The organism is Amycolatopsis sp. NPDC041971, assembly GCF_055588925.1.
In genome coordinates this window covers 248,495-272,804 of record NZ_JBVJCE010000009.1, presented here as the reverse complement: position 1 = coordinate 272,804, position 24,310 = coordinate 248,495, and the positions used below count along the sequence as shown (strand labels likewise).

Genomic DNA, 24,310 nt, shown 5'->3' with positions numbered 1-24,310 from the left:
GGGGGGAGGATGGGTGGAGAAAGCCGTTTTGGAGACGTCGGGTGTCGAGAGGGGGGTTTTCGCGACACCGTCGCCCCCCACGGTCGCGAGCGAAACCCCGCGACCCGACACCTTTGCGTCACCCCCTGATATATGCCCGGTGTCCGGTGGCGCACTGGCCCGGGCATGGGGAGGGGCGACATTCTGACATCTCCTCGGCCGTCGCTCCGGACTTCCGCCGACGGGTGCCATAACTGGCAGGTTCAGCCGGGTTCCCGGGGCCTCGCCGAGCCGTTCATCGCGACTACGCGCGGACACCGGTACTGACCAGATCAGGAGGGCACCGGCACGCCGTTCGCGGAACCGGTGCGGCAACGGCTGTTCGAACCGCCGGAGATGGCGCGGAGTACGCACGACCCGACGGTCCGGCGTGCGGTTCGATCAGTGCCACGCCCCGTCGTTCAGGCCCACGCTGACGGTCGGTGACGGCAGCGCACGGAAACCGGGCCACTATCGTGCAAGGAGATCGCTCGCGCCCCCGTCAACTGTCCCTTGTGGACCCTTCGAAGCGGATCTGTACGTGTGATCATCGCCCGTAACCTATTCGCGTACATGAATAAATGAAACGTTGTCACCGGTCACGGAAAGTTCGAATCATCACGCACAGGTGGCATCAGGTCACTCAACGTGTGGGACCTGATGCTTTCACGCAGCGAAGTCGGAGCCTAGGCCGTTAGAGTGACAAGCGGCGGCACGCCCGGACGCTCACCAGCTTCCCAGCCGCAGGTGCACTGGCCACCGCCTCGGCGCCACCTTGTCGTTATCTGCTCTCTTTTCGCTTTCCGCGCATTTCCCGTCATTGAGGAGCCGTTTCATGCCTGCTCTGTGGAGAAGGCGTACGTCCAACTCGGGGTGGGCCTTACCGTCACCCGCCCGGAGCCTCATCACCATAATGATAGTCGCCGTCGCCTTGGTGGTTCAGGTTCCGGCTGCGGCCTACCCGCCGCAGGTCCTCGTATTCGTGGCCAATACCGGATCGGACAATGTCACCGTGTACGACACCCGACTCGGCGAAGTGATCGCGACCGTAGGCGTCGGTGACGGACCGGTGGGAGTCGGTGCGACACCGAACGGTGATCGCGTCTATGTCACCAACGAGCAGTCCGACTCCGTGTCCGTGCTGGACACCCGCACCCAGATCGTCGTCGCCACCATCCCGGTCGGCGACACCCCGTTCGGCGTGGCGGCCACCGACACCTACGCCTACGTGTCCAACTTCGGCTCCGACTCGGTCACCGTGATCGACATCGCCGCGCAAAAGCCCGTCGCCGAAATTCCGGTCGGGCGGTTCCCGCACACGCCGGTCGCCAGCCCGGACGGCAGCCGGATTTACGTGACCAACAACGGCGCGAGCAGCGTGACGGTGATCGACACGCGGATCAACAAACCCGTCGGCACCATCCCCGTCGGCCGCTTCCCGGCGGGTATCGCCGTCGGGCCGCGCGGTGACCGGATATACGTCGCCAACACCGGCGATGACACGGTCACCGTCGCCGGAACCACGACCGGCCGCCCCATCACCACGATTCCGGTCGGCGACGCCCCCATGGGTCTCTCGGTGACACCACGCGAGGTCGTCTACGTCGCCAACGCGGGTGCCGACACCATTTCGGTCATCAATTTCCCGGGTGTGGGAACCACTTCCACCTCCCCGGTGAACCGGCGGCCGGAGGGAGCCGCCGCGGCCCCGGACAACAGCTTCGTCTACATCACCAACACCGCGTCGAACACCATGTCGATCGTGGACACCGCCACGTCGAAACAGGTCTCCATGGTGCCGGTGGGCCAGCAGCCGGAGGGCGTGACCGTGACCGGCTGAGCCGTACGCGCACTCCAAACCACGACCAATCCTACGATCATTTGAGGCGAAGCCAGCGGTGAACGTGACCTGGGCGTCCTTGATGGGGCTGCCGAATTGGGTCACTTCACCCATCTTCGCCCGGCCGGTGGTCGCGGGTGCCATCGCACGTTCCTTCGGTCACGGTGGCGCGGCAACATGAGGGCTGCGGCAGTGGTGAGCATGAGCAGCACGGCGGCGACACCCAGTGCGCCCCGCATGCCCGTGACGAACTCGCCCCGGTCCGTGACGAAAGCTCCGACGGCGGCCACCGCGAGCGCGCCGCCCGTCTGCCGGAAGGAGTTGAGCACGCCACCTGCCATTCCGGCCCGCTCCGCGGGGATGTCGTCCAGCATCATCGCGGTCAGCGAAGGGACGACCAGCCCCACGCCGAGGCCGGCCGGGACGAGCAGCGCCGCGATCACCGGCCGGCTGGTCCCCTCGTCGACCCAGAGCAGGCCGACCATCGCCAGCGCGCAGATCATCTGTCCGACGGCGATCGGCACCCGCGGCCCGAAGCGTGCCGCTGCCCTTGCCGAGGTCAGGTTGGCGCCGGCGATCTCGGCCATCATCGGCAGGAACATCAGTCCGGCAGCCATGCCGGACTGATTCGGCACATTCTGGAGGAACAGCGTCTGCACGAACACGAGCCCGTAGAACCCCGCGTTGACCACGAACCCGATGACGGCCGACAGCGTCACCGTGCGGGAACGGAACAGGTCGAGCGGACCATCGGCGTGGCGGTCCGTGCCTCGATCATGACGAAGGAGGCCGCCGCCACCGCGGCGAGCCCGAGGCAGCCCAGCACCACGGGGTCGGTGAAGCCGCGTTCCCCGCCGTCGATCACCGCGAACGTCAGCGCCGCGAGCGCGATGATCGCAGTGAGCTGGCCGCACGGGCGGCCCGGCGAGCTCCGGAGCCACGCGCCCTGCCCTCACGGCGGGTCCGCCCGACCGTCCTGCAACTGCTGGAGTCACTGCGACCCAACCCGGCCTACGTGGTGAACCGCACCAACGACCTGCCGGCGGCCAACCCCGGCGGGCTGCGCCTGCTGCACGGCATCGACGACTGGCCACAGCGGCAGCGCAACACCGTCCCGCACCCGGCTGTCCGCGAGCTGTGGGCGGACTGGGAGCAGAAGGCCAAGGGGTGCGTCGCCCAGCTGCGGGCGATCGCCGGCACCGATCCGGATGCCCCGGACCTGGCCGCACTCGTCGGTGAGCTGATCGTCAAGAGCCCGGACTTCAACCGCCTGTGGGAGCGGTACGAGGTGCGCACGATCGGCGACGGCCAGAAGACGATCCGGCACCCGGAGGTGGGCACGATGACGCTGACCCACGAGGGGCTGTCCCTCGACCGGGCACAGGGTCAGCGCCTGGTCGTCTACATGGCGCCGCCCGGCAGCCGGGACCACGACGTGATGACGCTCCTGGACCTCGCCACTCCCGGTTCGCCCGAGTTGTTCAGGATCGGCTCCGAGAACCGATCCTGAACACCGCCCGGTGAACTCGGAGCGCGGCGAGGAAGTCGTTCACGCGGCCATGGAGCATGCTCCTCGAGAGCCACGGCAGCCAGGCTCGTCGATACCACTCTTTCTCGGACGGACGATGATCACCCGGCTCCGTCCGGGTGTGTGCGACGGCAGCTCGCCGAGCCTGGTCAGGTCTCGGCAAACCCGCTGACGCGGGGCCGGCCTTGGGACGACGGCCTCAGCTCCTCAGGTCCAGTGCGGCGAACATCGCCGCGGCGCGCTCCACACCGCGGCCGACCACACCTGAACCACGCGTGCCATGCCATTTCCTTCCGCACAGGGCTTCACGCCGCGTGCGATTCCTCGGCTTAGCCGGTACTCGGGGACATCCGCGCGCAGGCGCGAGATCAACAGCCGCAGTACCCGGTTGGTCCACACCACTGCCAGATCGAAGTCATCCTCGTCGTCAGCTGATGGAGCGCACCTTCGCCGCGGACATGAGCGACTCCATCGGCTGCGGCGCCGGCCAGACCCCGCGGCCGTGCCCCCACCTGAAAGGGCCGGCTTCAGTCGCTGTCATCACACGCCAACCGTTCCGGTGCTGGGCTGCGGCCCGCTCGGGTCCGCAGCCCGGCAACGGCACCCGGCATGACGGCACAGGCGCGGTTAGCCCTTCTCGTCCTCAGCTGACAACAGACCCTTCTTTTCGGCTCTGGCCACGACCTTCTTGACGAAATCGAGGGAACCGCAGTCCTGGTCGAGCAACGCGTTGCGGCGGGTGGCCCAGGCCGTTCCCAGCTCCTGCCGCACCTTCTCACTCACCTCAGTGCGCGCCGGGTTGAGAATCGTCTGTTCCTCCTCGCCGATGTGGTGCATCAGCGTCTCGGCGAGCTTCTCGACCGCGTCGTCGAACTTCTGCGTATCGGTCCCTTTGCATTCCAGCAAGTCCAGCAGCGCCTGGTTGCCCTCGGCGTGCTCTTCCTCGCCGTGTTCCTGCTCGTGCTTGTCGATCGCGTCCTTACGTCGCAGCGCCGGGTACACCTCGTTCTCCTCGGCCTCGCCGTGCGCGATCAGTGCCGCCGACAGCGCGGCCCGGGCAGCACCACGGTCCGCGGTCGCGTCCCGCAGATCACGGAGGAGCTGCTCGAACAACCGGTGATCATCCAAAATCAGGTTCACGACATCACCAGCGACGGGACGCGGGATCTTCACAGCAGTCATCTCACGATGATTCCCGCACAACGCCCCCAGGGCAACACGACTCACCGCGCGGCCGACACTTCCCGCCGCTACGGGAGATCAAGACATCACCGCGACGCTGCCGCAGCACCGGGCTACTTTCGGCGAAGACGGATCGTCGTCGAATCGTGCGCGGCGGCGAGTACGTCGACTTCAGCAACGGCACCGCCGTCTACTGGCACCCCGTCACCGGCGCCCACGTCGTCTACGGCAACATCCGCGCCGCGCCCCCAGCTGGACTGCCCGGCCGGGTGCCGAAGTCCTCACAGCACGGCCCCGGCCGAGCGACAGGGCAGTCCGACCGCCGGCCCACGCCGTCCATGCCGTGACCAGACCAAACAGCCGGAAAGAAGCCAGGTGCCAAGACATCGGTCTATCCGTCGAGTACCCCGGAACCGAGGAAGTCGGGAATGTGGGTGCCCAGGCCGCTTTCGCGGGCACGTCGGTGGACGAGATCCGCGAGGGCGAGGTCCAGCGCGCCGAGGCCGAAGGGTGAGAAGACGGTGAGGGTGTCCGGGTTTCGCCGGTATCGATCGCCGTCGAGGAGGAGTTCGCCGAGCGAGTGGGCGATGAAGTCGCGATTGCCCGCCCGCTGCTCCGCGAGATGCAGTGACGTGGCGGCCCGGCAGACGTGGTCGGCGTCATCGACGACGTTGGTGCTCGCCAGGATCGTCTCCGGGGTGAGGTCGCGCAGCGACAAGTGCAGAATCAACGATCCCGGCTGACAGCGCGAGACGTCCAGATGCGGCACGGTGGCGCTGGTCGCCAGGCATACCAATGGGTGTGCCGCGAGGGCGTTCTCGACTCCGGTGGCGACGTCGACCTTCATCTCCGGCCAGCGGGTGGCGCACCGGTCCGCGAAAGCGCTCGCCCGCGCCGGGTCGAGGTCGAACAGGGTGACCGAGTCCAGCTCGGCGTACACGGCACGCAGGAACGTCAAGACCTCGAAGTTGATCACGCCGCATCCGATGAGGGACACCCCGGAGCCGGACACGCCGAGGGTGGCGGCGGCGACCGCCGCGCTCGCCGCGGTGCGCCGTGCCGAGATGGTCGCGCCCTCGAGGAACACCTCGGGATGGCCGGTCCGCATCGAATTGAGAATGATCGCCGCCGACGCCCGGTCCATCCCGGATCGGACGTTGCCGGGGAACGATGACACCCACTTGACGCCGGCGACCGGCGCCTCGGGCGTGTCAAGGTAGGCGGGCAGCGCGATGATCCGGTTGTGCTCGTCGCCGGGAAACCGCAGGAACACCGAATGCGGAACGGCCGATCGGCCTTGGGTGTGCAGGACGTAAGCCGTGCGCACGGCCGCCAGCACTTCTTGCTCCGCACCGTCGAGAATTCGCCGGACATCGCCGTGGGGCAGGATCAGCATGCTCTCAGCCTGACGGGCCGCAGTCGGCTTTCGCAGGGAAGAAAGCGCAGAAAAGCCGACCGGGAATTCTTCCGGTGGTCAGCGGTGCACGGCGACGAAACGCAGTTCGGAGGTGTACCGATTTCCTTTGTCGTCGGTCAGCCAAGCTTGCTCGGGCGACGGCAGCATTTCCGTGATCGATACGCGGCCTGCCGGGTCCTGTCGTACCAACCGGCGTACCGCTTTGGCGAAAACGCTCACATATACCGGAGCGTCGAAATCCACATAGAACGGACGAGGCTCCCCCGGTGAAACCATGAAGACGAACCTCGGAAGACCCAGTCTTTCCCGCCATCTGCGAGTCAGCACGAATCGCCGAGCCTCCGCCTTTTCAGCGACAAAACCAAGGGAATCCACCGGAACCGACCACGACTCCCGAGCCACCACCACCTTGTCCACCGTCACCCGAGGCGAATGATCCGCGTCGGGCATGATCCGGAACAGGTCCATCGTCAGCGTGGTCAGCACGTGAGCGAACGCGTCGAGCACGTCGAACTCCGCGCCGTCGGGCAACACGGCCACCAGCCGGTCCCCTCGCGGTTCCACCAGGACCTCGGCGCTCAGCACCGCCCGCTCGCGCTCCGGATCGACCGTGTGGTCGACCAAGGCCACGTAGTAGTCCTCCGGCCGGTCCAACGAGTAGCGGATCCGGGCGGAGAGCCGGGACTTGTGTTCCTTGGGCAGCATCGGCAGCAGACGCGGGCCGGGAAAGTCGACCGCGGTCTCGGCGAACAGCTCACCGCGCACCGGATGCTGGTTGACGAACAGCGAAGCACCGAGAGTGTTCGACGCGACGTGCAGTTCGCCGAGCACCCACTCGGTATCGGCACCGGGAACGACGAAAACGTCAGGACTGAGGTAGCGGGCCATGTCCCAGCCGGGGACCGGATCGCCGAACTCGTCCCGCACCCGGTCCGCGATGTCCACAAGGGACACCTGGACGCGCCGGGCGCCGTCGGGGACGTCGAGGGCGCGCGCCCACCGGGTGGACAACTCCCGGCGGAGCGCCGCGGCCTCGGCCACCGCAGTACCGTGCAGGATCGGCATGCACCCGAACCAGAACGCGGCCAGGTCGACGGGCCCGGCCGCCGCGAGACCGGTGTGGACCCTCCGCGCGTGGCTCAGCACCGTGCCGGCGAGCCGCGCGGTCAACCACGTCGCGCTGGTCAGCAGCAGGTCGATCGGCGCGAGCTCGGCCAGCATGTCCGTGCCGAGCCGCGCCCGCGCCGCCCGGACACAGTCGGAATAGACCAGGCCGCGGCACGGGGCGGTGTTCGTGCCCTTGACGCGAGTGGCGGCCGAACCGGTCATGGTCGTGAAGTGGCTCTCCAACGCGGCGAGTTCGACAGGCAACTCCGCGGCTGTCGACGTCCGGACCCGATCGCGGCCGCGTTCCAGTTCGTCCAGCCGGGCGAGCCACTGCTCACGGAGGCGGGTTTCGCCGACGGACGCCAGCCAGGTTCGCAGGTACCGTTCGGGATACGCGCTCGCCGGGACGTCCAGCCGCCAGACGACGATCTTGAGCCGCACCAGCTCCGTCACCGCGGCGGCCACGTCGATCGCGGGGCCCAGCTCCTGCTGGATCTCCCGCGCCGAGCGGACTCCGTCGCACAGCTCGAGAACGGGACGGAGCTCCGCGGGAATCACCTGGGGTGATCTGCCCGGCAGATGCGCCAGGCCACCGGTCACCCGCACGAAGGGCACCCGGCGGGGCGCCACCCAGATCCGGGACCGCGGATCGGCGCTGATCGCGCGGGCCACCGCGTCGACCGCCCAGCCGGCGAAGTAGACGTTCGACGTCGTGATCAGCCCGGAACCGGGCTCGACCTCGACTCCGCTTGCCGCCTCGTCCCAGCGGCCCCACCCCACCGGTCCGAAGAAGCCGATCGTGTCGTTCTTCACGCAGAACCGCTGCCAGTACTGCGCCACCAATTCCGCACGCTGCCGGGGTTTGCTGGTCCGGCCCGCCACCGACGGTTCCCACGCGAGGAAGGACTCGACGCCGGTCCGCCAGATGGTGGAGTTCTGCCATTCGACGGCGGCCCGGAATCCGGGCGAGGACGCGATCGCCTGGAGCTCGACGGCCGTTTCCACGGCCGTGGTCGCGAACTGTTTCTCGAAAACCTCCCACGCCGGCCCCGACAGCCTCGCGTCCGCGTCGAACCGGTCCGCGGCCGCCACCAGTCCTTCTTCCGCGAGCCTCAGCACGCCTGCCGCGGGGAATCCCGCGCCACGCACCGCGAACTGGTCCCACAGCCGCCACTTCCCACTCAACCAGACCATATCGGCAACGCTCCTCGGGGCTATCGGACGTCGGCGCGGCAACGCCGCGGGGTGTTCCCACCGGACACGATGGCGACGGCGCGGCCGGTGAACCGCCTCCGCAAGGCGCCCGCGAGGGCGACGCTCCCGCTCGGCTCGGCCTCGACCCCGTCGCGACGCAACAGCGCCATCGCCGCCAGGATCTCTTCGTCGGTGACCTCGATCAGCTCGTCGACCCGGCGCTGGATGATGGGGAACGGGATCTCGCCCGGTCGTTGCCCGCGCAGCCCGTCGGCCACCGTGCGGGACGGCGGCAGCTCGACCGGGCGTCCGGCCGCCAGCGAACGGGCGTAGCGCCGGGCCGTCGCCGGCTCCACGCCGACGATCCGCGGTGCTCCGCGCAGTCCCTCGGCGGCCAGGCACACGCCCGCCAGCAGGCCACCGCCGCCGGTCGGCACGAAGATCACGTCGAGGTCCGGTATCGCGTGGAACACCTCCAGTCCGACCGTGCCCGCTCCGGCGACCACCGACCGGTGGTCCGAGGACGGCACGAACGCCGCGCCGGTGCGGGCGGCGTGCTCGCGCGCGTACCGGTCCCGTTGAGCCACCCCGCCGGGCACCTCGATCACCCGCGCGCCGAGCCTGCCGATGGTGGCCGCTTTGTCTGCGGCCGCGCCACCGGCGACGACGACCGTCACCTCGACACCCAGCTCCGCGCCGAGCCGTGCGACGGCGATGCCGTGATTGCCCGACGAGCCGGTCACGACGTGGGCGGTGGCGAGGCCGAGCATCGCGTTCGCGGCGCCGCGGGTCTTGAACGAGCCACCGTGCTGCAGATGTTCGGCTTTGAGCAGGATCCCCGGCAGGCCGTCCGGCGCCAGCAGCGGCGTGTGCCGGATCCGGCCCGCGGTCCGCCGTGCCGCCATCATCACGTCCGCCGCGCCGAGCCGGGGTGCTTCGACGGTCATCGGACGGACTGGTCTACCGCGACGAAGCGTAGTTCGGAGGTGTACCGATTCCCCTTGTCGTCGGTCAGCCACGCCTGCTCCGGTGACGGCAGCATCTCCGTGATCGACAACCGGCCGCGCGGGTCCTGACGCGCCAGCCGGCGGACCGCCTTCGCGAAGATGTTCACGAACACCGGGGCGTCGAAGTCCACATAGAACGGACGAGGCTCCCCCGGCGAAACCACGAACACGAACCTCGGCAGCCCCGCTTCGGCACGCCACCGGCGAGCCAGCACGAACCGCCGCGCCTCCGACTTCTCCGACACGAAACCCAGGGACTCCACCGGAACCGACCACGACTCCCGGGCCACCACCAGCTTGTCCACCGTCACCCGGGGCGAATGGCCGTCGAGGGGCCGTAACGCGAACCGGTCCATGACCCGGTTGGTCATCGCGTTGCCGAACACGTCGAGCAGATCGAACTCCGCGCCGTCGGGCAGCATGGCGACCAGCCGGTCTTCCCGTTCTCCCACCAGGACGTCGGCGCTCAGCACCGTCCGATCCCGCTCCGGATCGACCGTGTGGTCCACCAGCGCCACGTAGTAGTCCTCAGGCCGGTCCAGGGAGATCCGGCTGCGCGCCGACCATCGCGGCGGCTGCTCCTTGGGCAGCATCGGCAGCAGACGTGGATCGGGGAAGTCGACCGCGGTCTCGGCGAACAACCGCCGGGCGTCCGGATGCTGCATCACCCACAGCGAAGTGCCGGCGGTGTTCATCGCGACGTGCAGCTCACCGAGGACGAGCTCGAAGTTCCCGCGCGCCACCTCGTCGGCGTTGTCGGCCACGACCAGGACGTCCGGGCTGACGTAGCGGGCCTGCGGCCAGCTCGGACCGGTTTCCCCGAACTCGTCCCGCACCCGGTCCGCGATGTCCACACTGGACAAGCGGACGCGCCGGGCGCCATCGGGGACCTTCAGGATCCGCGCCCAGCGTTCTCGCAGCTCGTCCTGGATGCGGTCGATGTCGGTGATCGAACCACCGTGCGGGGCGGGCAGGCACTCCATCCACAATGACGCGAGGTCCACGCTCCCGTCCCGTTCGCGCAGGCGGTCGTACGCCTGCCGGACACGGTCCCCGACGGCCTGTGCGAACCTGCCCGTCATCCAGCGGGCGGCGGTGAGGCACAGGGTGAGCGGGGTCAGCTCGTCGCGGATCGCGGCACCGATCCGGACCGTGGCGGACCGGCGGCAGTCCGCGTAGATCAGGGCCCGGCACGGTGCGGTGCGCGTGCCCTTGGCACGTTGCGCCGCGACCTGGGTCAGCGCCTCGAACTCGTTCTCCAGCGCGGTGAACGCCGCGGACAAGGCGGTGGCGTCGGCGCCCGCCGCTTTGATCCGGTCCCTTCCGTGTTCGAGAACCGCCACTTTGGACAACCCGTCCCGTCGCGGTTCCGGATCCGTGATCCGCTCCAGGACCGACCGCAGGTGCTGTTCGGGATACGCGCAGGTGGGCACCTCCAACCGCCACACGATCAGCCGGCGCCGCACCAGTTCGTCCAAAACGGACATCACAGTGTCTTCGGTCGTCTCTTGCCCGAGCTCCGCCGCGATCTCCGAGGGACGGCGGGTTCCGTCGCAGTGCGCGAGAATCTCCCGTTCCATCGGCTGAAGCCGGTCCGGACGCCGTCCGGGCATCCGCACCATGTCTCCGGTGACCCGGACGAACGACACCCGGCGCGGCGCGATCCAGGCGCGCAGCCGAGGGTCGGCACCGACCGTGCGGGCGACCGCGTCCACCGCCCAGCTCGAGAAATAGATGTTCGACTCGGCGACCAGGCCGGATCCCGGGTCGACGACGACCCCCTCGGCCGACTCGTCCCAGCGGCCCCAGCCCACCGGTCCGAAGAAGCCGATCGTGTCGTTCTTCACGCAGAACCGCTGCCAGTAGTGCGCCACCAGCTCCTCGCGTTCACGCCGCTTGCTGGTACGTCCGTCCACCGAGGGGTCCCACGCCAGGAACAAGCCGATGCCACGTTGCAGGAGGGCGGGGTTCTGCCACGCCACCGCGGCTTGGAAAGCCGGCAACGCCGCGATCTCCTGCAGTTCTTTGACGTTGTCCACCATCGCTCCGGCGAACAGTTCCTCGAACGCGGCCCACTCGGGGCCCCGCCCGTCGGCGAGTCCGTCCGCCGCCTCGGCGAGTCCGAGCGGCGCCAGCCGCAGCACCCCGGCGGCGGGGAACCCGGGACCTCGCAGGGCGAATTCTCGCCACAGCCGCCATTCGCCGCCCGGCAGCAGGACGTCTTCAGGCATCGCGCACCACGTCTTCCCGGGCCTCGGTGCCCGCGCACCACGAGAGCACGGCTTGGGCGCTGTGGTACTTGTTCTCGGCCAAGGTGAACGCGAGGCTCGCCGGTCCATCGAGGACTTCCGCGGCGACCTCCTCCCCGCGATGCGCGGGGAGGTCGTGGAGGAACACCTTCGCGCCGGACTCGGCCATCACCGCCGCGTCGACGTGGAACGGGGCGAACACCTCACGCCAGTCCTCGGTGTGTTTGACCGTTCCGGTGGTCTGCCATCTTGTGGTATAGACCACGTCGGCCTGCGGGAGCTCCGCCATGTCGTGCCGCTCCTCCACCCGCGCGCCACTGCGCTTGGCGTTGAGTTCGGCACGGTCCAGAAACCGTCGGTCGAGGCCATAACCCGTCGGTGTACGCAGGTAGAGCGACGTGTCGGCGTAGCGGGACAACGCCAGAGCCAGCGCCGACGCGGTGTTGTTGCCCTCGCCGACGTAGAGCACGCGCAGACCTTCGACCCGGCCGAACCGCTGGGCGAGCGTGGTGAGGTCGGCGAGGGCCTGGGTGGGGTGCTCGTCCGCGCACATCGCGTTGATCACGGCCATCCGCCTGCTCACGGCATAGGCGCGTAGCTCGGCCTCGCCGCCGGAAGTCCGCACGACGAGCATGTCGAGCATCCCCGACAACACCGTGGCGGTGTCCTCGATGGTCTCACCGGTGTTCTCCTGAAGGTCACCGGGACCGTAATTGATCAGCTTCGCGCCGAGCCGGAGCGCCCCCGCGGAAAAAGACGTCCGGGTTCGGGTCGAGGTTTTGCGAAACAAAATACCCGCAACCGAATCGCGTAATGGGCGTTCGTCCGTCCGGTGGCCGAGTGCGTACTCGATGCCGCGACCGACGATCCATCGCAGGTCTTCGTCGTCGAGATCATTGAGGGAGACCAGGTGGCGGCGCGCTGGTTCGGCCATGACAACCTCCGAGGTGTGCTCGCCTCAGCCTGGTGCCGGAGATGTTGGCACGGCAGGGAAAGAGCGGCATCATCCGCGCGGGCACCGGCTGCGCGTTTGTCCCTGCGTCTACGAACAGCGTCGTGACTACGGTGAAATTCACGCGAAGTGAGCAAGAACGCACCGCGGAAATTCTCGATTTCATGCTTAGTGAGGAAGACAACCGGCCCGCCGTCTGCTCAAAATGAACACCGGTTGCACGGGAAGGGGAAAAGGATGGGAGAGCCCGCAAGAGTGAGTGTGGACGCGGCCGATCCGGTGCTCGAAGCGGGTATCGGCTGCACACTCAACGGCAGCCCGGGGCTCACCGTGGTGACGAACGGTGCGGAATCGGACGCCACGGTCGTGGTCGTCGACCTGGTGGACGACAAGGTGCTCGACGTGGTGCACTCCATCCGGAATCAACCGCATCGGCCCGAGATCGTGCTGCTGGCCACCGAACTGTCGCCGGCTGAGGCGCTGCACGCGATCGCGGCGGGCGCGCACGGCCTGCTGCGCCGCCGGGAGGCCAGCGCGAACCGGCTCTCCCGTGCCGTGCTCGCCGCGGTCGTCGGCGACTGCACCATGCCACCGGACCTGATCGACCGGGTGCTCGAGCAGGGCGTGGAGAACCCGGCGCCCGACGCGCCGCAGGCGTGGGCACGCGGCGGGCTCAACGAGCGCGAACACGCCGTGTTGCGCCTCGTCGCCGAGGGGTACGAGACCGACGAGATCGCCCGGCGGCTGTCCTACTCGGCGCGTACCGTGACGGCCGTCGTGCACGACATCACCCAGCGGTTCAGGCTGCGCAACCGGGCACACGCCGTGGCCTACGCACTACGGGCCAGGCTGCTGTGATCAGTGTGCAGGTCCACGCGGGAGGCGCGCTCGTCCGGGAAGCCGTGGTCGCCAAACTGCGGCAGGCGGGGATCCTCGTCTCGGCCGCGGCGGACACCGTGGTGGTGGCCGCCGGTGGCACGATCGACGAGGCGTTGAACGCCTGTCCCACCACCCGCCGCGCGGCGGGTCATCGGTTGATCGTCGCCGCGGACACGCTCAACCCCGCCGGTGTCCTCCGCGCCTTCCGGGCCGGGGCACGGATCCTGTTGCAGACTCCCGAAACGACGCCGGCCCAGTTCGGCGCCGCCGTGCACTCGGCCATGCACGGGGAAAGCAGGCTGCCCTACGGGCTGCTGGTCCGTTTGCTCAGCGGTGGCGCCGAACTGGCCATGCCCGTCGGTGTCCACCCGGTCGCGCCGTTGACCGAACGGCAACTCACGGTGCTCACCCTGATGGCGGACGGGCACGGCAACGCCGACATCGCGCGGAAGCTGTCCTGTTCGGAGCACACCGTGAAGAACGTCATCTACGAGCTGATGGCGCGGCTTCAGGTGCGCAACCGCGCCCACGCGGTCGCTCACGCGGTCCGGGCCGGGCTGATCTGACCGGCGGGCTCAGCTCGTCGGCAGGAACCCCGGTGGCCGTCGCTCCCGTGTGGCCTGCTCGAACGCGTAGGCCAGCGCCAGGACGGTCGGCTCACTGTACCGGCCCGCCATGATCGACAGGCCGACCGGCAGCGGACCGACGAACGCCATGGGGACGGTCACGTTCGCGTAGCCGGACACCGCGGCGGGTGTGGACGAGCCGAAGGGGTAGGCGTCGCCCTTGCCCAGCGTGGTCCTCCACGCCGGCCCGTTCGTCGGCGCGACGATCGCGTTCAGCCGGTACGCGGTGAGCGTGGCGTCCAGCCCGCGTCGCGCCGCTCCGGTCGCTTCCGCGCGCAGGCGCAGGTACTCCGGATCGGACAGATCACCGCTGGTGGCCTGGGCCTCTTCGAACAGCTCCTGTCCGAAATGGCCCATCTCGGTGTCCGCGTTGGACCGGTTGAACTCGATCAGTCCTGCCAGGTCCGCGGGATGATCGCCGGAGGTCGCCGCCAGGTACTCGTTGATACCGTGCTTGAACTCGTACAGCATCGACGGCAGCTCGGAGCGGCCCACCACGTCCAGGCCGGGGATGGTCACCTCGACCGGAACCGCGCCCAGGGACGCCAGCCGCTCCACGGCGTGGGTGAACACCGCCACGGTTTCCGGGCTGGTGCCACCGGTCGCGTCCCAGACGCCGATCCTCTTGCCTCGCAACGCGTCGGGGTCCAGGAAGCGCAGGTAGTCCGATCGGGCCGGACCGCCGTCGGTGGACGGGTCGCCGGCGTCCGATCCGTTGAGCACGCCCAGCAGGACGGCGGCGTCCGTCACGTTGCGGGCCAGGGGGCCCGCGGTGTCCTGCGCCGCGGAGATCGGCACCAGGCCACGGCGGCTCACCAGGCCGATGCTCGGTTTGACGCCGACGATCCCGTTCGCGCCCGCCGCGCAGACGATCGAGCCGTTGGTCTCGGTGCCGACCGCGACCGTGGCCAGATTCGCGGCGATCGCCGCGCTGGAACCGCTCGACGAGCCGCAGGTGTTGCGGTCCAGAACGTAGGGGTTGGCGGTCTGCCCGCCGACCGCGCTCCAGCCACTCGACGAGCGACGGTCGCGGAAGTTCGCCCACTCCGAAAGGTTCGTCTTGCCGAGGATCACCGCCCCGGCCTCGCGGAGCCGCTCGACCAGATGGGCGTCGGCGACCGGACGCGCCCCGGCCAGCGCGAACGAACCCGCCGTGGTCCGCTGCCGGTCCGCGGTGTCGATGTTGTCCTTGAGCAGCACCGGGATGCCGTCCAGGAGACCACGCGCCCGGCCCGCTCCGCGGCGATCGTCGCCGGCCGCCGCGAGCCTCGGCGCGTCCGGGTTGGTCGTGATGACCGAGTGCAACCGTGAGTCGAGCCGGCGGATGCGGTCGAGATAGAACGCCGTCAACTCCGCCGAGGTCAGCCGGCCGGAGTCCATCGCGCGCCGCAGGTCCGGGATCGTGGCCTGCTCGAGGTCGATCCCCGCGAGTGTGGGGTTTTCGACCGGAGCGGGCGCGGAAGGGTGCGCGTTCACGGCGACGCCTCCTCGGTGGCTTCCATCAACGTGGTCAGCAACCCGGCCAGGCCGGACACGTGCGGCGGGCGCAGCACTCCCATGTGGTCGCCACCGACGCGGTGGATCTTGAGACCGCCCGGCGCCAGCTTGACCCAGCGGTCCCGGTACTGCGCGTAGCTCTGCCCGAAGTTGGTCTCGTGCAGGCCGTCGGCCAGCTCGTCGCCCACCAGCAGATGGGTCCGGCCGGGGTACGGACGCTGGCGGTAGCCGAGCATCGCCTGGGTCAGCTCTCGCCACACCCGGATCCGGCGCGGCCAGAACGGGTCACCGGGTACCGGCGGTTCCTTCGTGCCTTCGTCGATGATGTAGTCGAGCACCTCGGCGAACTGGCGCCTGATCTCGGCGAGTTCGTCGGGATCCGTCGTGGAGTTCAGCTCTTCCAGGAGCTTCTCGCCACGGACGAACATGGCGGTCTCCTCCCACATGTTCTCCCGCTTGTAGAAGTCCTGTGCCGGGTCGAGCAGCATCAGCGTGAGACGGTCGCCGTCGCGATGCAGGATGCGGGCCATCTCACCGGTGACCAGTCCCCCGCCACACCAGCCGAGTAGGTGATACGGCCCTTCCGGGTGCACCGCGCGGATCTGCTCCACGAACAGCGCGGCCACACTCGCGATGCTCTGCGGCGACGGCGTGTCACGGTGCAGACCGGGCCATTCCAGCGCGGCCACCGGACGATCGGCGCTCATGTGTTCGGCCAGCCGCACGTACCACAGGCCACCACCCGGGTACATGCAGAACAGCGGTGGTTTCGTCCCGGTGCGGCGCAGCCATACGACGGCTTGCCGCGCCCAGCCCGCGGCGGATTCCATCGCGGCCGCCTCGGTCGGAGGGAAGCCTCCCTTGCCGGCCGGGTCCACCGCCGCGGCCAGGTCGATCACCGTGCGGTGCTCGTAGAAGTCCCGCAGCTCGACCGGCAGGCCGTGCTCTTCGCGGAGTTCGACCAGCACGCGGATGATCAGCAGCGAGTGCAGACCCAGGTCGCTGAACGGGACGTCCACCCCCACCCGGTCGACGCCGAGGCCCTTGGCCAGCGTAGTGGCGATGATGTTCTCCACCGCGGTCCGAGGCGCCAGCGCGGCACGGGCGGTGGCCGTCGGTTCAGGCAGGGCCTTGGTGTCGAGTTTGCCGCTGGGGGTGGTGGGCAGCTCGGCCAGCACCACCCACGCGGACGGGATCAGGTAGTCCGGTACGGCACCGGCCAGCAGACCGGGCAGCTCGGACGGGTCGAGTCCGTCGTGGGCGGGTACGAGGTACGCGACCAGTTCTTGGTCGCCGCGCGCGGTCCGGCGGGCGCGCACGGCCACGTCGCGCAGCTCGGCGTGCGCCCGCAGCACCGCTTCCACTTCACCCGGCTCGACGCGGTAGCCGCGGATCTTGACCTGGTCGTCCGCCCGCCCGGCGAACTCCAGCACACCGTCAGGCCGGTATCGGGCCAGGTCACCGGTGCGATACAGCCGACGGCCGTCGGAATACGGGTCCGGCACGAACCGGTCGGCGGTCAGGCCGGGGCGGCCGCGGTAGCCGCGGGCGAGCTGGGCGCCGCCGATGTACAGCTCGCCGAGCACGCCGACCAGGACCGGTTCGAGGTCGGCGTCCAGCACGCGCAGCACGGTGTTGGGGCCAGGCCTGCCGATCGGCACCGGTCCCGCCTCGAGTTCCCCGACCCCGCGCACGTGCGAAGTGCAGCCGACGGTGGCCTCGGTCGGTCCGTATTCGTTGTCCACCAGGATGTCCGGGGCATGGCGGGTCCAGGCGGTGAGCATGTCCCTGGTCAGTTCTTCGCCGCCGACGACGAGCCGGGACGCCGCGCCCGCGAACGCCTCGGTGGGCAGCATCTGGTTGAGCGCCACGAGATGCGACGGCGTGAGTTTGACCAGATCGAAGCCGCCCCCGGACAGCACCGAGACCAGCGCTTCGATCGCCGGTGTGTCGTCGTCGGGGGTGAGGGTGACCGTCCCGCCGGACAACAGCGCCGGGAACAAAGCGGTCACCGGCAGGTCGAAGGCCATCGAGGAGTACAGCGGAGAACCCACCGAACCGCCTGTACCGGCTCTCCAGCACAGGTAGTTGATCAGGTTGCGATGCTCGACCATGACTCCCTTCGGAGTCCCCGTCGAGCCGGACGTGTAGATGACGTAGGCGAGCGTCGACGGTGTCGCGGTCCGGCCCAGATCGTCGTCCGGGTGGGTGGCGATGGCCGGATCTCCGGCCAGGATCGCCGCGGTGCCGGACACTCGGTCGGCCAGGGCGGATTCGGTGACCACCATGGTCGCGCTCGCCTCGGTCAGCACCGTGGCCAGCCGTTTCGCCGGGTGTCCCGGGTCGAGCGGCAGATAGGCCGCACCGGATTTGAGGATCGCCAGCAACGTGATGACCAGCTCCGGACCGCGGCGCAGCAGCACACCGACGACCGTTTCCGGGCCCGCGCCCTGCTCACGCAGATGACGGGCCAGCTTGTTCGCACGGGCGTTGAGCTCGGCGTAGGTGAGCGTGGTCCCGTCCGCACAGCGCAGCGCGGTCGCGTCCGGGGTGCGCGCGGCCTGGCCCTCGAACAGCTCGTGCACACACGCGTCCGGATACTCGGCCACCGGCCCGTCCGCGAACGACATCAACCGGTCGATCTCGGCCGGGGCGATCGCGGCGCCGCGGACCTCACCGTCCGGATCGGCGGCCATGGCCTCGAGCACCCGCCGGTACATCGCGGAGAGGGCGGGCACGCGGTCCGGGGCGATCCGGTCGGCCTGTGCCCGGAAGTGCAGGACGCCGGGGAAGCTCCACACGTCCACGCCGAACCCGTTGTAGCTCTCGTCCACGATCTTCGCCGTCTCCACCCGCTGGGTGTCGAAGACGTGGAAGTCGAGGTAGGCGAACGAGATGTCCACCAGCGGACGGCCGGCACCCCAGAGCCGCTGCAACTCGCCGACCGGGAATCGCCGGTGCGGCCAGACCGCCACCTCTTCGGCGAACACCTGCCGGACGAGCCCGGTCCAGGTCTTGGCGGTCAGGTCGACGCACACCGGCAGGGGGTTGAGGTGCATACCCCTGGCGAGTTCACCGCCGGGTTCCTCCAGTCTGCCGTTGTGCACCAGCCCGGTGTGGAACCGGTTCGACCCGCTGATCGTGCTCAGCACCTTGAGGTGCGCGGCGAACAGCACGGTCTTCAGCGAGGCACCCGCCACCGCGGCCAGCGCACGCAATCGGGGTTCCAGGTCGGCGTAGCGCACGCTGACCTGATGGGGCAGGCCGTCCGCGCTCGGTGCCGCCGCCCACCCGGGCGGCAGGGTGACCGGGTCGTGGCGATCCAGCCGATCGCGCCAGAATTCCCTGTCCACAGTGGACTCCAGGGACCGTTTCTCGTGCGCGATGAAGTCGGCGAACCGCACCGGCGCCTGCTCCGGGAACGTCGGCGCGAGCCCGTCCCGGAGACTGCGGTAAGTGTCCAGGAGCTCTTCGAGCAGCGAATGGTGACTCCAGCCGTCGAGGACCGCGTGGCACTCGATGAACGACAGCGTCCAACGGCGCTCGGCGGTCTGATGCACGTGAAAACGCACCAGCGGCGCACTCGTGACATCGAGGGGGCTGCGGCGGGCATCGGCGACGAACGCCGCCAGTATCTCCTCCACCCGCGCTTCGGGGATCTCGCGCAGGTCATCGTGACCGACATCCATCGGGGCGGTCCGATGCACGAGCTGCATGGGCACCCGGTAGGTGGTCAGATCGAAGCTGGTGCGCAAAATCTCGTGCCGCCGCACCAGCAGCACCGCCGCTTCCCGCAGCGCGGACAGCGAGAACGGGGCGTCGTCCACGATCGGGAACAGTGTGATGTTGTGGTAGAGGCTGACCTCCTTGTCCGCCACCATTTCGTAGACCATCGCGGTCTGGCCCATGGACATCGGATAGGCGTCGGCGAGGTCTTCCGGCAGCGCCTTCCGATCGGCTTCCCCGATCAGCTCGAACGGGGCGACCCGCCGGTCTTCCACCGCACCGGCCGCCGTGCCGACGAACCGGGTCAGGCTCTCGACGGTCTGATGCAGCAGCAGATCCTGCACGGTCACCGGAAGGCCTCGCTTACGCAGCTGGCCCACGACCTGGATGGCCCGGATGGAGTCACCGCCCAGTGCGAAGAAGTTGTCGTGCACTCCGACCGAGCCGACGCCGAGCGCGGTAACCCACACTTCGGCCATGGCTCGCTCCGCGGGGTCGCGGGGAGCGACCGGAGCGGTGGGCGTCGCGAGGTTCCCCGCCGGTTCGGGCAGGGCGGCCCGGTCGACCTTTCCGTTGGAAGTCAAGGGGAAGCGGTCCAGCGGCACGAACGCCGCGGGCACCATGTAGGCCGGCAGCAGCCCGCTCAGATGGTCACGCAGGTCCGCCGCGGCGAGCCGCTGGCCGGCGACCGGCACGGCATAGGCGATGAGGCGGTGTTCCGCTTCTCCCGGAGGGCGGCGGGCGAGCACGACGGCGCGGGACACCGACGCGTGGCCCGCGAGGGCCGACTCGACCTCGCCCGGCTCGATCCGGTGGCCGCGGATCTTCACCTGGTCGTCGGCCCTGCCGGCGAACTCCAGGTCGCCGCCGGGAGTGCGGCGGGCGAGGTCGCCGGTGCGGTACATCCGGGCACCCGGACGCGGCGCGTACGGATCGGGACCGAACCGGTCCGCCGTCAGTGCCGGATGGCCGAGGTAACCGAGCGCGAGGCCGGGCCCGGACACGTAGAGCTCGCCGGGCACCCCGACCGGCACGGGGTCGAGGTTGCCGTCGAGCAGGTACACGCGCAGGTCGGGCAACGGCCTGCCGAGGGGGCTGCGCGGACCCGCCGTGGTGTCCTCGGCACGCAGTCTGCGGTAGGTCACGTGCACCGTTGTCTCGGTGATCCCGTACATGTTGACCAAGGCGGGCCGTTCATCGCCGAAGCGGGCGAACCACGGCGCCACGTCGGCCACGTCGAGGGCCTCGCCACCGAACACCACGGCACGCAGCGCCAGCGACTCAGGCGTGGTCTCCGCCTCGGCGACCGCGTCGACGAGGCGCCGGAAGGCCGACGGGGTCTGGTTCAGCACGGTGACACCCTCGGCGATCAGCAGGTCGAGGAAGTCCCAAGGGGAACGGGAGATCTCGAACGGCACGATGACGACACGCCCGCCGTGCAGCAACGCGCCCCACAGCTCCCACACCGAGAAATCGAAAGCGTAGGAGTGGAACAAAGTCCAGACGTCGGACGGGCCGAAGGCGAAATCGGCGGCGCACGAACGTAGCAGCCGCAGGACGTTCGCGTGCGTGACCGGAACGCCTTTCGGCCGTCCGGTGGACCCGGACGTGTAGATCACGTACGCCACGTCCCCCGGTCCCGCCAAGGGCTCCAGGTCCGTCTCCGACCAGTCGAGGCCGGGCTGGTCGAGCAGCACCGCGGTGATCGGCTCGTCCGCGAGCCATCCGGCCAGCTCGCCGCGGCTGACCACGATGCCGACCTCGGCGTCGGCACGCATCATCGCCAGCCGCCCGGCGGGCAGGGCCGGGTCCAGAGGTACGTAACCGGCACCGGATTTCAGCACGCCCACCAGTGCGACCACGAGGTCGAGCCCTCGGTCGAGGGAGACGCCGACCAGCCGTCCCGGCGCCGAACCGAGCGAGCGGAGCCGGTGAGCGAGCCGGTTGGCCCGCGCGTTGAGCTCGGCGTAGGTCAGCTGGTCGCCGTCACAGCTCGCGGCGACGGCGGTGGGGTTGTCGGCGAGCCGGGCCGCGAACACCTCGGTCAAGCTTTCGTTGGCGGGGAAGGTCAGGTCCGGGCTGTTCCCGGCGGTCAGCAACTCTTCGCGCTCTTCGCCGGTCAGCATGGAGAGACCGTGGACGCGGCCGGTCGGCTCGGCGGCGATGCTCTCCAGCAGGCGCACGAAGTGACCGGACATGCGGCGCGCCGTCGAGGAGTCGAACAGGGCCGTGGCGTACCCGAGGCGCCCGGTGATCGAACCGTCGGGCCGGGTGGCGAGGGTGAGGTCCAGATCGTATTTCGCCACCTCCCAGCCCGGGGATTCCGGTTCGGCACCGAGTCCTGGCAGCTGCTGTGGCGCGCCCTCGTCACCGAGCTGGAACACCACCTGGAACAGCGGGGTGCGGGACGGGTCGCGCTCCCCCACGAGCTCGTCGACCACCAGGTCGAAGGGCGTGTCCTGATGGGTGTAGGCGTCGAGCGCGGTCGCCCGCACTCGCGACAGCAACTCCGTGAAGGACAGGTCCGCGGACAGGTCGGCGCGCTGGGCGATCATGTTGACGAACATCCCGACCAGACCTTCGGTCCGGTCCTGCTCGCGCCCGGCGACCGGGCTGCCGACGACCACGTCGGTCTGTCCGCTGTAGCGGCCGAGCAGCACCTGGAACGCCGCGAGCAGCACCATGTACGGCGTCGCGCCGTGTTCCCGGCCGATACGGGTCAGGACTTCGGCCAGTGGGCCGGGCACGAAGACCGGCACGGTGGCGCCCGCGCTGTCGCGGACCGGACCCCGCGGCCGATCGGCAGGCAACTCGAGCGGACCGATACCGTCCAACTGCTTGCGCCAGTACTCGATCTTCTCGGTGAGACGACCGCCGGCGAGACGATCCCGCTGCCATACGGCGAAGTCGCCGTACTGCACGGCGAGCGGTTCGAGCGGAGACGGCCGTCCGGCGGCGAACGCCGCGTAAAGTCTGTCCAATTCGGACAGCAGGATCGATTCCGAGACGCCGTCCGACGCGATGTGGTGCACGGACAGGAGAAGCACGTGATCCACATCGGACAGCCGGACCAGCAGGGCCCGCAGTGCCCATTCCGCGGACAGGTCGAGTGGGCGGACACCGGCGTCGGTCAGCGCGCTTTCGAGTGACTCCGGCCGGTCGGCGAGGTCGAGCCGCTCGAAGGGCACCGGGCCCGGCTCGTCGATCACCTGCACGGGCTCGCCGCCGGAACCGTCGGCAAGGTACCGGGTGCGCAGCACCTCGTGCCGGGTGACGACCTCGTCCAAGGCCCGGCGCAGCGCCGGTTCGTTCACCTCTCCGCGCAGCCGCAGCCGCACCGGCATCAGGTAGTCGGCGCCGTCCGGCCTGGTCTGGTCGAGCAACCACAACCCGCGCTGCGCGAACGACAGCGGCAGCGGCCTGTCCCGGGGTACCGGGACGATCCCGTCACCCGCCTCCGGAATGCCGGAACCTCGCAGCCGTCGCCGCAGCAATTCGGCACGGGGGTTGCCTCGGGTGTCCATGAGCCGCCTTCCTGTCCTGCCACCAAAGACCGGGAGCCAGGGATGATCGGTCGAGGATGCCCGGCACGCGCGGGCATGCGGCAGGGTGAAGGTGGCGCGCGTTCACGCAGCCGATCGCGCGCCGGAGTACCGATCCTTCTCTGTGCGTGCCCGCCGGTGGCGGTAAGCATCGGGGACATGGATGCCCAGGCGCCGCCGCTGCGCCGAAACCGCGACTTCGTGCTGCTGTGGACCGGATCGGCGGTGTCGATCCTGGGCTCGAACGTGTCCAACGTGGCCTACCCACTGCTGGTCCTCGCCTTGACCGGCTCGGCGGCCGACGCCGGACTCACCGGATTCGTCTCGCTGCTGCCGCAATTGCTCTTCCAGATGCCCGCGGGCGCGCTGGTCGACCGGTTCGATCGCAGGCGGACGATGATCTACTGCGATCTCCTGTGTGGCCTGGCGCTGAGCACCGTCGTCGTGGCACTGCTGTTCGGACGGCTGACCCTGCCGCACATCCTCGTGGTCGGCTTTCTCGAAGGCACCTTCGCGGTGTGCTACCGCTTGGCCGCCGCTGCCGCCGTTCCCAACGTGGTCGACCCGTCCCAGGTCGCCCAGGCACTGGCCCACAACGAAGCCCGCCGCCGGGGCGCGGCCATGTTGGGCAAGCCGCTCGGCGGGATGCTGTTCGGCCTCAGCCGCGCGGCGCCGTTCGTGTTCGACGTCGCCAGCTACCTGGTTTCGTTGCTGACCCTCGCGCTGATCCGCAAGGACTTCCAGGTCCAGCGCGACACCACGAACCGGCGCCCGCGTCGGGCCGAGTTCACCGAGGGCGCCGTCTGGTTGTGGCGGCAGCCGTTCCTCCGGACGACCACGTTCCTGATCGCCGGCAGCAACCTGTTGTTCCAGGCGCTATTCCTGGTCGTGATCGTGATCGCCACCGACCACGGCGCTTCGCCGTCGGTCATCGGTGTCATGCTCGGCATCATCGCGGTCGGCGGGGTACTCGGCTCACTGTTCGCGCCCGCGGCGGCCAAACGGCTTTCGCTGAAGACGGTCGTGATCGGGGCGAACTGGGTCTGGCTCCTGCTGGTGCCGCTGCTGGCACTGGTGACGGAGCCGTTCCTGCTCGGCACGGTCTTCGCGGCGATGGCCTTCGTCGGTCCACTGTGGAACGTGGCGATATCGGCCTACCAGCTCGAGATCACCCCGGACCACATCCAGGGCCGGGTGCTCGCCGCCGCGGGCATGATCGCCTTCGGGGCCGTCCCGCTCGGCTCGCTGATCGGCGGTGTCCTGCTGAGCAAGACCGGCGCCACCACGACGGTGTGGCTGTTCACCCTGTGGATGGCGGCGCTGGCGCTGACCACCGTGATCAGCCCGGCCGTCCGGTCGGCGCCGAAGCTGATGGACACTCCTTTGCCCGCGCCGACGAAGCGGTAACGCGAGAGTATCGCGCCCGGCCGCTCGCGCGCCTGTCGGTGTGGGTGGCCGGGTGTGGGGGGGGGGGGGGGGGGGGGGGGGGGGGGGGGGCGGGGGGGGGGGGGGGGGGTTTGGGGTGTGATGGAACAGACACAACAGC

General features: G+C 69.5%; 17 protein-coding genes. 7 read left to right on the top strand and 10 right to left on the bottom strand.

From position 1 onward, the window contains the following. Positions 1–853 precede the first annotated feature (853 nt). Entirely contained in the window at positions 854–1,858 is a 1,005-nt protein-coding gene (locus ACZ6DT_RS20180) for a YVTN family beta-propeller repeat protein (protein WP_465597163.1), read from the top strand. Between the two features lie 101 nt (positions 1,859–1,959). Here ACZ6DT_RS20180 and ACZ6DT_RS20175 read toward each other — a convergent pair whose 3' ends face one another. Both ACZ6DT_RS20175 and ACZ6DT_RS20170 read right to left on the bottom strand, forming a co-directional pair. Next, a complete protein-coding gene (locus tag ACZ6DT_RS20175) occupies positions 1,960–2,577 on the bottom strand; it encodes an MFS transporter (protein WP_465597160.1) in 618 nt (205 codons plus the stop codon). Then, positions 2,574–2,723 carry a hypothetical protein gene (locus ACZ6DT_RS20170; RefSeq protein WP_465597157.1) on the bottom strand — a complete coding sequence of 50 codons (150 nt, stop codon included), beginning with the start codon at positions 2,721–2,723 and terminating at the stop codon, positions 2,574–2,576. The genes ACZ6DT_RS20175 and ACZ6DT_RS20170 overlap by 4 nt, the downstream gene beginning before the upstream one ends. 39 nt (positions 2,724–2,762) lie before the next feature. Here ACZ6DT_RS20170 and ACZ6DT_RS20165 point away from each other — a divergent pair, with 39 nt between their 5' ends. Further along, complete coding sequence (locus ACZ6DT_RS20165; RefSeq protein WP_465597206.1) at positions 2,763–3,368, top strand: MmyB family transcriptional regulator; 606 nt, start codon at positions 2,763–2,765, stop codon at positions 3,366–3,368. Positions 3,369–4,013: 645 nt separating this feature from the next. On the opposite strand, the gene ACZ6DT_RS20160 is transcribed toward ACZ6DT_RS20165, so the two are convergent. Beyond that, the gene (locus ACZ6DT_RS20160; RefSeq protein WP_465597154.1) at positions 4,014–4,568 is read right to left on the bottom strand and encodes a hemerythrin domain-containing protein; all 555 of its coding nucleotides are present in this window, start codon (positions 4,566–4,568) and stop codon (positions 4,014–4,016) included. 146 nt (positions 4,569–4,714) lie between these two features. Here ACZ6DT_RS20160 and ACZ6DT_RS20155 point away from each other — a divergent pair, with 146 nt between their 5' ends. Next, positions 4,715–4,915, top strand: a complete 201-nt coding sequence (locus ACZ6DT_RS20155; RefSeq protein WP_465597151.1) for a hypothetical protein — start codon at positions 4,715–4,717, stop codon at positions 4,913–4,915. 44 nt (positions 4,916–4,959) lie between these two features. Here ACZ6DT_RS20155 and sbnB read toward each other — a convergent pair whose 3' ends face one another. From sbnB to ACZ6DT_RS20130, 5 genes are all read right to left on the bottom strand, one after another. After that, positions 4,960–5,964 (bottom strand): 2,3-diaminopropionate biosynthesis protein SbnB, encoded by a 1,005-nt coding sequence (gene sbnB, locus ACZ6DT_RS20150; protein WP_465597148.1) that lies wholly within the window; start codon positions 5,962–5,964, stop codon positions 4,960–4,962. A 78-nt stretch (positions 5,965–6,042) separates the two neighbouring features. Next, on the bottom strand, positions 6,043–8,286 hold the full coding sequence (locus ACZ6DT_RS20145; RefSeq protein WP_465597145.1) for a lantibiotic dehydratase: 2,244 nt from the start codon (positions 8,284–8,286) through the stop codon (positions 6,043–6,045). 20 nt (positions 8,287–8,306) lie between these two features. Continuing rightward, on the bottom strand, positions 8,307–9,233 hold the full coding sequence (locus ACZ6DT_RS20140) for a threonine ammonia-lyase (RefSeq protein WP_465597142.1): 927 nt from the start codon (positions 9,231–9,233) through the stop codon (positions 8,307–8,309). Next, on the bottom strand, positions 9,230–11,524 hold the full coding sequence (locus ACZ6DT_RS20135) for a lantibiotic dehydratase (RefSeq protein WP_465597139.1): 2,295 nt from the start codon (positions 11,522–11,524) through the stop codon (positions 9,230–9,232). Before ACZ6DT_RS20135 ends, ACZ6DT_RS20140 begins: the two co-directional genes overlap by 4 nt. After that, complete coding sequence (locus ACZ6DT_RS20130; RefSeq protein WP_465597136.1) at positions 11,517–12,476, bottom strand: ornithine carbamoyltransferase; 960 nt, start codon at positions 12,474–12,476, stop codon at positions 11,517–11,519. The genes ACZ6DT_RS20135 and ACZ6DT_RS20130 overlap by 8 nt, the downstream gene beginning before the upstream one ends. Positions 12,477–12,508: 32 nt before the next feature. On the opposite strand from ACZ6DT_RS20130, the gene ACZ6DT_RS20125 reads away from it, so the two are divergent. Genes ACZ6DT_RS20125 through ACZ6DT_RS20115 form a run of 3 tightly spaced genes read left to right on the top strand, consistent with a single transcriptional unit; the run spans position 12,509 to position 13,939 of the window. After that, positions 12,509–12,703 (top strand): hypothetical protein, encoded by a 195-nt coding sequence (locus ACZ6DT_RS20125; RefSeq protein ID WP_465597133.1) that lies wholly within the window; start codon positions 12,509–12,511, stop codon positions 12,701–12,703. Between the two features lie 28 nt (positions 12,704–12,731). Further along, positions 12,732–13,352, top strand: coding sequence for a response regulator transcription factor (locus ACZ6DT_RS20120; protein ID WP_465597130.1), 621 nt, complete (start codon positions 12,732–12,734; stop codon positions 13,350–13,352). After that, positions 13,349–13,939 carry a helix-turn-helix transcriptional regulator gene (locus ACZ6DT_RS20115; RefSeq protein ID WP_465597128.1) on the top strand — a complete coding sequence of 197 codons (591 nt, stop codon included), beginning with the start codon at positions 13,349–13,351 and terminating at the stop codon, positions 13,937–13,939. The genes ACZ6DT_RS20120 and ACZ6DT_RS20115 overlap by 4 nt, the downstream gene beginning before the upstream one ends. A gap of 9 nt (positions 13,940–13,948) precedes the next feature. Here the strand turns inward: ACZ6DT_RS20115 and ACZ6DT_RS20110 are convergent, their stop codons facing one another. Beyond that, on the bottom strand, positions 13,949–15,475 hold the full coding sequence (locus tag ACZ6DT_RS20110) for an amidase (protein WP_465597125.1): 1,527 nt from the start codon (positions 15,473–15,475) through the stop codon (positions 13,949–13,951). Further along, the gene (locus ACZ6DT_RS20105; RefSeq protein WP_465597122.1) at positions 15,472–22,746 is read right to left on the bottom strand and encodes an amino acid adenylation domain-containing protein; all 7,275 of its coding nucleotides are present in this window, start codon (positions 22,744–22,746) and stop codon (positions 15,472–15,474) included. The genes ACZ6DT_RS20110 and ACZ6DT_RS20105 overlap by 4 nt, the downstream gene beginning before the upstream one ends. Before the next feature lie 177 nt (positions 22,747–22,923). On the opposite strand from ACZ6DT_RS20105, the gene ACZ6DT_RS20100 reads away from it, so the two are divergent. Beyond that, positions 22,924–24,171, top strand: a complete 1,248-nt coding sequence (locus ACZ6DT_RS20100) for an MFS transporter (RefSeq protein ID WP_465597119.1) — start codon at positions 22,924–22,926, stop codon at positions 24,169–24,171. Positions 24,172–24,310 lie beyond the last annotated feature (139 nt).

Coding starts and splice junctions, on each gene's coding strand:
- ACZ6DT_RS20180 (WP_465597163.1), top strand. CDS start 854: ATGCCTGCTCTGTGGAGAAGGCGTACGTCCAACTCGGGGTGGGCCTTA.
- ACZ6DT_RS20160 (WP_465597154.1), bottom strand. CDS start 4,568: ATGACTGCTGTGAAGATCCCGCGTCCCGTCGCTGGTGATGTCGTGAAC.
- sbnB (WP_465597148.1), bottom strand. CDS start 5,964: ATGCTGATCCTGCCCCACGGCGATGTCCGGCGAATTCTCGACGGTGCG.
- ACZ6DT_RS20145 (WP_465597145.1), bottom strand. CDS start 8,286: ATGGTCTGGTTGAGTGGGAAGTGGCGGCTGTGGGACCAGTTCGCGGTG.
- ACZ6DT_RS20140 (WP_465597142.1), bottom strand. CDS start 9,233: ATGACCGTCGAAGCACCCCGGCTCGGCGCGGCGGACGTGATGATGGCG.
- ACZ6DT_RS20135 (WP_465597139.1), bottom strand. CDS start 11,524: ATGCCTGAAGACGTCCTGCTGCCGGGCGGCGAATGGCGGCTGTGGCGA.
- ACZ6DT_RS20130 (WP_465597136.1), bottom strand. CDS start 12,476: ATGGCCGAACCAGCGCGCCGCCACCTGGTCTCCCTCAATGATCTCGAC.
- ACZ6DT_RS20120 (WP_465597130.1), top strand. CDS start 12,732: ATGGGAGAGCCCGCAAGAGTGAGTGTGGACGCGGCCGATCCGGTGCTC.
- ACZ6DT_RS20105 (WP_465597122.1), bottom strand. CDS start 22,746: ATGGACACCCGAGGCAACCCCCGTGCCGAATTGCTGCGGCGACGGCTG.
- ACZ6DT_RS20100 (WP_465597119.1), top strand. CDS start 22,924: ATGGATGCCCAGGCGCCGCCGCTGCGCCGAAACCGCGACTTCGTGCTG.